Genomic DNA, 11,800 nt, shown 5'->3' on the forward strand with positions numbered 1-11,800 from the left:
ACGTAAGGTAAATTTCAAGTTTTACTTTGGGGCACCATCATGCGTACCAGCAACTACTTTTGAAACAGCCGGGGCCGAAATTAGTGCTGCGGAAGTTGACTATTTGTTGCAAAAGCCTGAGGTAAAGTATCTGGCAGAAATGATGAACTGGCCGGGTGTATTGTATGGCGATGAGACAGTACGGCAGAAAATAGAAAGTGCTCAAAAAGCCGGAAAACCTATAGATGGCCATGCACCGGGCCTTAGAGGAGAACAAGCTGAAAAGTATGTGAAGGCGGGAATGAGTACTGACCACGAGTGTTTTACTGCCGATGAAGCCAGAGACAAATTAAAGCATGGTATGAAAATAGCTATTCGCGAAGGCTCTGCGGCCAAAAACTTTGATGCCCTTGTGGAGCTGTTTGGTGAAGCTCCAGATATGCTCATGTTCTGCTCTGACGATAAACACCCTGACAACCTTGTGGAAGGGCACATTGATCAACTCGTAAAACGTACACTCGCCAAAGGCTTCAATTTGTTCGATGTATTAACTGCAGCCTGTATTACCCCTGTAGACCACTACTCCTTAGACGTGGGCACCCTGCAAATAGGCGATTTGGCTGACTTTATTGTAGTTAACAACTTACAGGAGTTTAATGTATTGGCCACTTATATTAATGGCAAAGCTGTTGCCGAAAGAGGCAAAACCCTTATTCCGAGAGTTGACAACGAAATAATTAATCGCTTCGATTGTGAGCCTGTATCAGCGAAGCAAATAGCTGTTAAAGCTACCGGCCGGGAAGTACAGGTAATTGAGGCCATGGATGGGCAGCTCATTACAAACAGTCTATGGCTTCCCTGCCCAATCAATGCTGAGGGAATGGCTGTTTCGGATCCCCGGAAAGACATCCTTAAAATGGTGGTGGTAAATCGGTATCATAAGGCCCGGCCGGCAATAGCCTTTATTAAAAGCTTTCAGCTAAAAGAAGGTGCCATTGCCTCTTGTGTAGGGCACGATTCCCACAACATTATAGCTGTTGGCACCAACGATGAGGATTTGGCAAGAGCAATCAACCTCATTATTGAATCGCAGGGTGGAGTAAGTGCCGTGGGTTCTGACAACGAAATGGTTTTACCATTGCCTGTAGCAGGAATCATGTCGGCCGAAGACGGGTATGTGGTCGCTCAAAAATATACGGCTATTGATGCCATGGCCAAGAAGCTCGGTAGCAAACTCAATTCTCCGTTCATGACCCTCTCCTTTATGGCCTTACTTGTGATTCCCAAACTTAAACTTAGCGACAAAGGCCTGTTCGATGGAGAAAGCTTCTCGTTTACCAACCTGTTTAGAAATTGAACTAATAAATTAGTTTGATTTAAGGGTTTATTCCACTACCTTCTAGGTTCAATAAACCTTAAACAAAATGAGAGTACTTACTTTCCTGCTTCTCACCGTGTTCACGGTGGGTTTAACCTATGCTCAAGACACTCCTTCTGAGCATGCGATTAATGAAAAATTAGTGATGGCCGGAGACAACATGCACTTTGGTTATTATGAGAAGGCTCTGCCATCTATTCACTGGCTGCTTCAGAATGCTCCCAAGGCATCTTCTAGTGTCTACAGCATAGCATTCAAAGCGCTGGAAGAAACAGCCGGTAAAGTGGAAGACACAACCAAGAAAAATGTACTTCTCGATTCGCTAATTATTGCCTTCCGCCTTAAAGAAAAGCACTTTGGCCTGACAGATATTGAAAAGAACAAACTGGCCTTTCGGTACTTCGATTATTTTCTGAACAACAAGGAGAAAGTAGCAGAAGCCTACCCTCTTTTCCATGAACTCTTTGAAAGCCCCGATGAGGTAATAAACAACAACCTGGTAGCTTTTATGTATATAACCAACAAATACCATGAGCTGGTAAAGCCTTTGTCAACGGCAGAAATATTGGCCAACTATGAACTGGCCAGCAGGCAAATTGCCTCAAGGTACTTCTCAAAAAACCTCAAGCTATACGAAACCTACAGCAAATATGCCGATGATCAGGTTTTTAAAACACTGAATGTCAACGAACATTGTCAGGCAATTAAGCAAATAGCTACCCACATGACTGCCCCGGACAGCGTGTATTTAGCCAAGAAAATTGTATCGCTCACCCTCGACTCTAAATGTGGAAAATCGGAACATTACCTAAAAGCCCTCAATATACTCTCCAGAAGCGAGCCAAGTCCGGGACTTCATAAAATACTGGCTCAATACGCTGCAGCAGAGGGGAATTACGCTCTAGCCACAACGCACTATGTGAAAGCCATTGAGCTGGAATCTGTAGCCGATAAGCGCGCAGCGATATATCTGAGTCTGGCCGAAATATATTTTTTAAACAATGATAAACCCAAGGCAAGAGCCAGTGCCTTAGAGGCTGTGGCAGCAGACCCCGGCCAAACCTCTGTGGCCTACTCGTTCATTGGCAATCTTTATCTTTCCAGCTATAACGATTGTGCCGAACGCCATGATCGGGTTCAGGACAAGGCCGTTTACCTGGTAGCCTATGACGCTTTCGAAAAAGCAGGCGACAAGAAGGGTATGGAAGAAGCTGCTAAAAGATTCCCAACGCGGGAAGAAGCTTTCGAAAATAACTTGTTCGATGGAGACCAAATTGACGTAGACTGCTGGATACAGCTAAGCACTAAATTGAGAACAAGAGTAAGCAATTGACCGTTATATTTGAGCTAAAAACAACAATTTGATAATCCATGCATTTATTCATACTTTCTAAGACCTGTTAGTTTCGCGTGGCCTTAGCTTTTTGGCTAAATGTTTGATTAAATGATTGGTTAGAAAACTCATTGTTATGAAAAGGATATTCTTTGTACTACTTACCTTATGTATTGCTCAAGTGGGAATGAGCCAGGAAAGTCAGCTAAAATTGCCTGATGATCCGGTACTTGCCGAAGAAGCAAAAAGAAGATTTGCTCTATCGGTTGATGCCATGTCTATCGATAGGTATAGACAAGCGGCCAATTCGCTTAGCTGGCTCATGAAAAATGCCCCTGATTTGTACGATGGTCTGTACATAAACGCATATAAAGCTTACGAAAACCTGGCAGAAGCCGAAACGGACGAGACCAAACAGAATGTGTTGCTCGACTCGATGTTTATTGCCTTCAACTTAAAAGAGAAATACTTTGGTCTAAGCGACCTGGAAGTAAACAATAAGGCCTATCGCTACTATAAATATTGGAAATCGAATCGTGAAAAAATAGGTGAAGCACTAGAGGCATACCACGAAGCCTACAAAAAACCAGAAGAGGTTATTAACAACAACATTGTTTCTTACATGGATGTGGTGAGACGCTACAAGGCCTATGGCAACTCCATTTCGAACGATCAGGTTTTGGATGTTTATGGCAAAGTGCTGGATGTTATTGACCGCAAAGAACAACAAGGTGAAGATTCTGACAAACTAGACCGATACCGTGCGGCTGTAAATGGTTTGCTCACACAGATTATTGGTGATGACCTCAATTGTGACTTCATTAATACCAATCTGGCCCCTCCCCTGAATAACAATACCAACGACCTAAAGCTGGCCAAAAAGATTTTCGGATTGCTACTCAATCAGGGCTGTACCGAAAGTACATACTTCCTGAAATCGGCCGAGATTATTCAGAAACTGGAACCTACTGAAGGAATGGCCAAAGTAATTGCTCAAAGAGCCTATTCCACTAAAGAATATGATAAGGCAGTAAAATTCTATCAACAAGCTGTGAGCTTGTCTAAAAACCCTGAGAAAAAGGCAGATCTTTTACTGGGGCTCACTTCGGTATACATAGCCCAGGGCAACAAGCAAGAGGCCCGAAAAATAGCCTTCCAGGCTGCAGAAACACACAAGTCTTATGAAGCGCAGGCACTTACTTTGGTAGCTAATATGTACATGAATAGCTTCAACGAATGTGCTAAGCAACAAAGCCAAATCGATGATAGAGCCATTTATATGGCAGCATACGATTTATATCAGAAAGCGGGTAATAAGGAAGGAATGGCCCAGGCCAGAGCACAGTTCCCCACAGTTTCTGATGTATTCACAGCCAACAAAAATGAGGGAGATCCTATTAAAGTGGGCTGCTGGATTAATGTTTCAACCACCATTAAAACAAGACCTACAAACTAATGGACACAGAGAAGTTACTGAAAGAAATCAGAGAGAAAATAGATGAGCTGGTAGAAAAGGCCAAAGAGGCCGGAGCCGAGGCTCGCGAAGAAATGGAAGATGTGATAGAAGACCTGAAGAAACAACGCGATAAGCTGGAAGACAAGCTACAGGACTTTAAAACCAAAAATGAGCCTAAGTTCGAAGAGGCTAAATTCCACTTAAGAAAAGCGGCTGAAGAACTGGAACAGGCCGTAAAGAAGATGTTTAGGAAAGGCCCAGGTGCCACTGAAGTATAGAACCTAAAGGAGAAGTTTTGAGTACTATCAAAGACCAAACAGGTTTTTTTGACAGAACTTCTCCTTTTTTCTTATGCAACCAGGAGAAAGAAACTTTCTCCAAAGCCATTCAAACTATCTTGGTCGGAGAATCACTACAATTTCTTTTCCTTTTAGTCTTATTTGGGGGCCGTTGTTTCTTAGCTGCTCACCCCTAACCACAGTTACTTCATAACGCTCTTCATCGAACACCATACTCAGGGCATCATCAGGCTGGCTTATAGTTAGCTCTTCTCCATTATCCAAACGCTTGTACGCCACCGAAAGCAAATGCTCCCCTACCTTTAGGTTGTTTATAGCGGCCTCATTCCAGAACGAAGGCATTAAAGGGCTAATCATTACTTCCGAGCGATGAGCCATAGGGTTTATTCCAAAAAACTGACGTACAATGGGGAAAGCGTAGGAATAAATATTCCAGGCCTGAACAATCATCCCAAAATCGGGACTCACTTCATACATAGACCCCGGCAGGGCATAGCTAAATGAGTTGGTCATTCGCTGCAAGTAATCCAATGCTTCATCCGGTCTGCCATAATTATTTTCTGCAATAGCCTGAACTCCGGTCGGTAAAGTCATAACAGCACCGGTATAGCTAAAAATCTTCATCTTCTTGGCAAAGCCACCATCATCTGTTCCGGCCGATTCGTCCCTGTCGATGCCTGTTACGAATACGCCAAACGGATTCACATATTTACTACCTGTTTTCAGGGCCCTGAGGGCATACTGCTCTTTGGCCACCCCCACCTCCATGGGTGTGTTTACCACCCAGTTGTGGTATAACACAAAGCCTTGTTTTTTATTTGGAGCATAGCTCCTTATTTTCTTTTGAGTATTCTTAAGTTCCAAAACAGCCCAGGGCTTATTCAGAGTATCGGCCCTTACGATGGCTCCATCAATTAAATGCAAGGCCTCTTTAGCCGTGCCAATAAAATCGGCATAGGAGTCAAACTCTTCAACCCAGAAATCGGTATTAATTGTATTTGCCAGTTGCTCGGCCTTAGCACTAAAGTCGGCAGCCCGCTCTTCTTCACCCAATACCCGGGCCATCTGAGCAGCATCAATGAAGGCTTTATAGGTATACGCTGCCACATCGATCATCTCAGACTCCAGTCCATGAATTTCCATCATGCCATAACCATCGGCCAACAAATTACCATCTTCATCATGCTCTTTTAAGAGCCAATCTAAACCGGCTATAGCCGTAGCATGGTGCTTTTTAAGAAAATCCATATCGCCTGTCCACTTGAACACCTCCCATATAAGGCTGGTATATTGAGGAGTTTCGTTGAGATTGCCGGGATTAAAGACCGCACCATTGGTAGACATTTCATGGATAATTTTACCACTACCCTTATTAATAGCGTTTGATACACTGTCGATAAGGGCAATGGTCTTTTCAGAGACATCGTGCATGCCTATGGCTACCGCCCCTTGCAGCGCATATTCACTATCGGCTCCAAAGTACCACGGATAGTCAGGAATTCCGGCAGTAATGCCTCTTCCAAGGCCTTCTACATCGCGCACCAGCCAGTCTGTATTATATTTTACCCAGCGAAAGGCTTGCTCAAGGCGTTGGTCAGGAATGTGCAACTCGGCCGTTTGGGCAATGGTTTGGTACCTTTTGGCCTTATTTTGTAGCATATCTCCAGCCTGTTCCCTCACCCGACTGAGTGTGTTCAAAGCTTTTTCTTTGGATTGATGGGAGCCCGCAATTACGAAAGCAATGGTCTCCGTTTTTCCGGGTTTCACCTTCAACGCATACGTCAGCGAAGCATTTACTCCTTTTCCTTTTTGCTCATAATCGCAAGGCACCATACCCACAGAGTTGCCGGTTGAAGGCGTATTGGAGGCAAAAGCCACATACCATTCGTTATCGGCATCTTTGCCCACTATTCCATCTATTGCTTTTTCATATTGGGCTTTGTCCTGTCCATCATTCATCTGGGTTCGTTCGCCCAGCCAAACAGGCCTCAAATCGATCATACCAGAGAAGGTCAGGTCGACAGTTTTTGTTTCACCACCCAGGTTTTTCAACTTGAGCTCCACATATACAGCCTCTTCACCGTCAGGCACAAACTGAGTTCGCTCGGCCTCCAGGCCCAACTGGTTGAGTTTATAGAAGTGCTTATTGGCAAAAGGGTAATTTCTGAACTTTTCGGCCTCTTCCAGGCAAACGCTCTGCCCATTGCTATTGAGTGAGATGCTAAAGCCATCCATTAGCTTTATGGGGTGATCCCAAATACCCCCCATTTCACCAGTCACATGCCAGCCAAGGTCCGGAAAAGTTCCGTCCTGATGCCCCACCATGTATAACCGGTCTCCTGCCGTTACATAAGGCGAGGCCAGGTATTCAGTAGTGCCATCAATGTATTCTGTGGAAGAAAGGAGTTCATCGAAAATCGAGTTCTGAGAAGTAGGGCTACAGCCCATAGCGACCAAAACTCCCAGCGCGAATAGAGAGGTCTTTTTCATACAATCGGAATGAAGAACTCCTAAACTAAGAGAAAGCCACGAACCATGCAAAGAACAAAATTGGCAGAGCTGTTTGTGGAAGACAGGCCTGAGGAATTTGTTTCCCTCAGGCCTGCCTAGAAAAGAACTATGGTTTTCTAGTTTACAGTACTTGCCCAAAAGGTAAGCTGCTACTTCTTTAAAAGGCTATCGAGCAGGTCTTCCGGGCGGTAGTATTGAAAGGTGCGATCGTCTGACATGGCTACAAAGAGCCCTTTTTTAAACATATCGTTCAATGGCAAGCTGGTTATTTCAGAACCATCACTCTCTTTGGTCGATAGCCTGACCACCTTTAACAACTGGTGTGAATGAGGGTCTTGTGCTTCTCCTTCTCTGGGAAAAATTCTGAAGCTATTAGCTTGCTGATCGGAAACCAGAATAAAGCCCCGTCCATTTTCTGTAGTATAGATTGAAATTCCCTCGTGGTCATCTGCAAAGCCTTCAGTACCAAAAAGAGCAAGCTCTTCATTACCTTTCTCAGGATCGGCATAATACTTTCGAATGCCCACATTTTCATCGGAATAATAGACATACCCCAGTTCATGGTCTACTGCAATAGCTTCAATTTCCTTTACCCCGCTAAACTTGCCAAACTTTCTTACCAACCGGGCCTGCAGTTGGCCCAGCGAGTCTGCCTCTAACGCGTATTGCCACAAATAGCCTTGGCTTGGCCCGGTTTTTCGCCCCATAATTACAAAGGTCTTCTTATCGGCAGGGCGTTGATACAGGGCAATGCCCATAAGGTCTCGATGTTCCGGAGCCGTTTCTCCCTCAAACATAGGAAAACCTCCTCCATCAATTGGCTTCATATCCGGGACAGAGTATACCCGAAGCATGGAAGTGAGTCTTTCACCGGTTACGGCAAAGTCTACTGTGTCTTTGCCTAGTACCAAATCATAACCAACGTCTACATTGTTCGGGCCCTTTAGTCCTCTCACCACTTTTTCCGGAAAAATTCTTCCCTGCAAATCGAAGACATACAAGGCCCCATCTTCGTGTTTATCCGTGCCAATAACAAGGCTTTTGGAAGGATCCTGGCGGTTAATCCAAATGGCCGGATCGTCAGAGTCATGCTTTACTGCTTCGGTAACCAGTATAGGTTTTATAGTTGGCTGTTGGTTGTTGCAAGCCATGGCCATAAGCCAAACCAAAGGGATTAGTAGATTAATTTTCTTTATCATAGCAAAAATGAAGGTAGCCTTAAGGCCACCTTCTTTAAATCTGTTAATAGTAAACTAACTAGTCGTTGAACAAATCGAATTTTAAGCCGGCATTGAACCTAACGTTGTAGTATTCTACCTGCATGGTGCGGCTGCTCACTCCCTGATAATAGCGCAATGGCTGATTGGTGAGGTTATTCACCTCAAAGAAAAACCTCCATTGTGGTGTAAAGGCGTAAGAACCATTCAGGTCTATAAAGGTCTGTTTGTCGTAAAAACGATCTTCAAAGGCATCGCCTCCCAATTCATCTATATAATCGCTGGCATAATTGAGCGAGGCTCTGAGCACCAGTTTGGGCGTTTCGTAGCTCAATGATGCATTGAACATATTGTTGGCTGTTCCCGGCAACTCAATATCTTCTCCTTCTCGGCCCTGAATACCGGTGGTTGAAGATTGCGTATAAGTGTAATTGAGGTAAAGCCCAAGGCCTTTCCATAGTTGTCGCTGCACAGCCACTTCCACTCCATATATTTCAGCCGTACCTCCGTTTTCGAAGGTGGTATATTCCAAATCATTGCCAAACTCAGGGTCGTTGTAGCCTTCAATAACCCGCTCATAAATAAAGTGGTCTACATCTTTGTAAAACACACCGCCCGAAATGATACCAATGTTTTCAAAGTAGTTTTCGAACATCAGATCGAAGTTCATAGAGGTTGTGGCTTCCAGGGCAGGGTTACCACGTACCAGCTCCTGATCGTCCGGGCTAAACTCTGCATAGGGCACCAAATCGAAATAATTGGGTCGGGCAATAGTGTTTGTCCAGGCAAAGCGTAAAATAGAATAATCGCTAAAGTTATAATTGAGGTGTAGTCCGGGCATAAAATTGCCATAGTTCTGATCGTCTGAAGTTCCGGTGACCACATCGTTATCTACATCGAAAATATTACCGGTATAATCAATGGATGTGGCTTCATAGCGCAGACCTACTATGCCTGAGAGTTTTTCATTGAATTGTATATCGGCCATGGCGTATGTGGCATAAATATTCTCCGTTGCACTATAGTTGCTGGCCGCATACTCGCCTAACTCATCGGTTTCGTCAAAAAGGGCAGGATTCTTAAGGTCTAATCCTCCTAAAAATGCCGGAGTAGCGAAGCGACCTACTTTGTATTTGCTACCGGCCAGATAGTTAGGGTTGGTGTAGCTGCTGTTGGGTACATTGCCCAACCTTGCGCCAAAGGCATCTTCATCGACAGGTTCGTATGAGAAGAAAGAGTTGTCTCTTAGTTTGTTTTTGGTTCTTACTCTTCCTCCAAATTTAAGGAGTGCCTTGCTGGTCAATGGCTTCTGAAAGTCTACTCTTGCATTGAAATCCTCATCTTCTGTGTAGTCATGGTTTTCAGAAATCTCATTTAAGCCAATGTTCAGGTTGTCGGCAGGGTTAATGAGGTTGGCCAAAGGGAAACCCGGGTCGCGTAGGTCTACAAACACATTCTGGTTACTCTGGCGATACGAGATATATCGCTCGTTGGGGCGATCTTCAGATGCTTTGGCATAGGTAGCAGACCAGGTCATTTTCAGACTGTTAAACAAGTGCTCTCCCTTTAGGGTAATATTTCTGTTGCGCTGATCCTCCAGCCTTCTCTTTCTAACTCTATCACTGTCAAGGCCGCCTTTGGTTTGGTATTCTACCCTAGCCGGCAAATTCCAGGTGCGCGTGCCTGTAGAAATGGCATCGCCATCATCAAAAGCATCATCAATCTGTGACACGCGCATTCTAAACCTATTTTCCCAATCGTCTCGCCAGTTATATACTCCGGATAGATAGAGTTTGTGATTGGCATTGATTTCGTAGTCGAGAGCGAGGTTAAAGCTTCTTCGTACCCGCTGCACCTGGTATTCTCTAATGTCGAATTCTTCGATAAGTGCTTCGCCATTGTCTCCTTCATACCACACGGCCTCCACATTGTCTGAGCCAAAGTCATGATTATTGTAGCTGGCCGAAAAGACCGCTCCAAGTTTGCCGTTGGCAAAACGATCGGAAGCAATGAGTGTACCGGTCCATATGGGCTTTTCGGACAGGAAGTTATACCCTGAGGCAAGGGTGCCGGACAGCCTTCTTCCTGCAGGAGCCGAGCGGGTTACAAGATTCACAGAACCACCAATGGCATCGGCATCCATATCGGGCAAAACGGCTTTATTTACCTGAATGGTTTGAATCAGATCGGCCGGAATAAGATCTAGTTGAATATTCCTATTATCTCCTTCTGCCGAGGGGATTCGTTCACCATTGAGCGTTACTGAATTGAGCTGCGGAGCCAAGCCTCTCACAATAATGTTTCTGGCTTCTCCCTGATCGTTCTGGATGGTAATACCCGGTATTCGTTTTAGGGCATCGCCAATGTTAGCATCGGGGAACCTACCTATCTGGTCGGCAGCTACCACATTGGTAATGTTAGCGTTGGTTCGTTGTTGGTTGAGCGCTTTGGCCTGCCCTTTCAAACGATCGCCCACTATTATCACTTCGCCCCCTGTGGTGTATCCGGGCTCCATAGAAAAGTTTTGTGTGGTAGTGGTGTTGTCTAAAACGGTTATTTGCTGCTCTATCTTTTTGTAGCCTACAAAAGTAACGGTGATGTTGTGCTCACCGGCCGGCACTTCAACTATAGTATAGTAGCCGTTGGCATCGGTTGGCATTCCTTTCTCTAAACCCGGCAACAGCACAGTTGCCCCAGGCAAAGGCAGGCCTAGCTCATCCAACACCCTGCCTTTAACTACCCCTTGGCTAAACGCAGGGGTGGCTATAAGGCCAATGATTGCAATGGTTAGTAATAGTCTTTTCATAGTTGTTTTTGTTCGTGAAATTGAATGGGTCAAATATGAAAATGACCTAATAAGGCTTGATGAACCGGAGGTTAAGCAAGTGATAAATTGCTACTCAAAAACGTTAACAAAACATATACAGAGAACCATTACCTACTGAAAATCAAAAACTTATAAACACATAAAATGTTAACAAGCTTTACTTAATACTCGGCTAGAAATTCTTTGAGTTTGAGACCATGCCTCAGATGAAGCTTCTTCTTTAGCCTATATCGAGCTACTCTGAGACTATCGGTATTTATTCCCAGCAGGGTTGAAATATCTTTTGAGCTTATACCCATGCGGATTAGTGAGCACAGCCTAATATCAGAATCGGTGAGTTCTGGGTACTGGCTTCGAATGCGGAGGGTAAAGTCATCGTGTACCTGATTGAAGGTGTCTTGAAAGTGTTCCCACTCCGTATCGAACCGAAAGCCCTTATCGATGCTGTTACTTAGCCCTTCCAGCACTTCGGCTTTCATTTTAGACTCTTTTTCCAGCTGATCGATTTGCTCCCGGATATCTTTGAGTAACCTGTTTTTTTGAATAATGTGCAATGTCTTAGCCGTAAGATCCTGGCTTCGGGCTTCCAATTCCAAATAGAATTGTTCCTCTTTGAGTCGTTTATTTTCCAGTTGTGCCTGAAGGGCCTGCTGCTCCAGCTCAATATTGCGTATTCGCTCATCGCTCAATGCTTTTTGAGCCTTTAGAGCCTCAGTAGCCTGGTTTCTCCGTTTTCTTTCTTGTATGGCCACGAGTGCTGTAAAAAACACCAGTCCTAAACCACCTATTACGAGTGAATT

At 44.6% G+C, this 11,800-nt stretch carries 8 protein-coding genes; 4 read left to right on the top strand and 4 right to left on the bottom strand.

Annotated elements, in window-relative coordinates; all coding sequences use genetic code 11:
• From ade to B3763_RS12875, 4 genes are all read left to right on the top strand, one after another.
• Positions 1 to 1,336 (top strand): adenine deaminase (gene ade, locus B3763_RS12860; protein ID WP_286747050.1); only part of this gene is annotated, 1,336 nt, incomplete at its 5' end.
• Between the two features lie 67 nt (positions 1,337 to 1,403).
• Positions 1,404 to 2,690 (top strand): tetratricopeptide repeat protein, encoded by a 1,287-nt coding sequence (locus B3763_RS12865; RefSeq protein WP_286747052.1) that lies wholly within the window; start codon positions 1,404 to 1,406, stop codon positions 2,688 to 2,690.
• 136 nt (positions 2,691 to 2,826) lie between these two features.
• Positions 2,827 to 4,146: a tetratricopeptide repeat protein gene (locus B3763_RS12870; protein ID WP_286747054.1), complete on the top strand. Its 1,320-nt coding sequence runs from the start codon at positions 2,827 to 2,829 to the stop codon at positions 4,144 to 4,146.
• Positions 4,146 to 4,424: a hypothetical protein gene (locus B3763_RS12875; RefSeq protein ID WP_189629795.1), complete on the top strand. Its 279-nt coding sequence runs from the start codon at positions 4,146 to 4,148 to the stop codon at positions 4,422 to 4,424. Before B3763_RS12870 ends, B3763_RS12875 begins: the two co-directional genes overlap by 1 nt.
• Before the next feature lie 114 nt (positions 4,425 to 4,538).
• Here the strand turns inward: B3763_RS12875 and B3763_RS12880 are convergent, their stop codons facing one another.
• The 4 genes from B3763_RS12880 to B3763_RS12895 all read right to left on the bottom strand — a co-directional run.
• Positions 4,539 to 6,935 carry a trehalase family glycosidase gene (locus B3763_RS12880; RefSeq protein ID WP_286747056.1) on the bottom strand — a complete coding sequence of 799 codons (2,397 nt, stop codon included), beginning with the start codon at positions 6,933 to 6,935 and terminating at the stop codon, positions 4,539 to 4,541.
• Between the two features lie 170 nt (positions 6,936 to 7,105).
• Entirely contained in the window at positions 7,106 to 8,113 is a 1,008-nt protein-coding gene (locus B3763_RS12885) for a phytase (protein WP_286747063.1), read from the bottom strand.
• 100 nt (positions 8,114 to 8,213) lie between these two features.
• Positions 8,214 to 10,979, bottom strand: coding sequence for a TonB-dependent receptor (locus B3763_RS12890; RefSeq protein ID WP_286747057.1), 2,766 nt, complete (start codon positions 10,977 to 10,979; stop codon positions 8,214 to 8,216).
• A gap of 182 nt (positions 10,980 to 11,161) precedes the next feature.
• On the bottom strand, positions 11,162 to 11,800 hold a 639-nt coding region (locus B3763_RS12895), incomplete at its 5' end, for a helix-turn-helix transcriptional regulator (RefSeq protein ID WP_414707136.1).

This window comes from Roseivirga sp. UBA1976 (assembly GCF_002336325.1).
GTDB lineage: Bacteria > Bacteroidota > Bacteroidia > Cytophagales > Cyclobacteriaceae > Roseivirga > Roseivirga thermotolerans.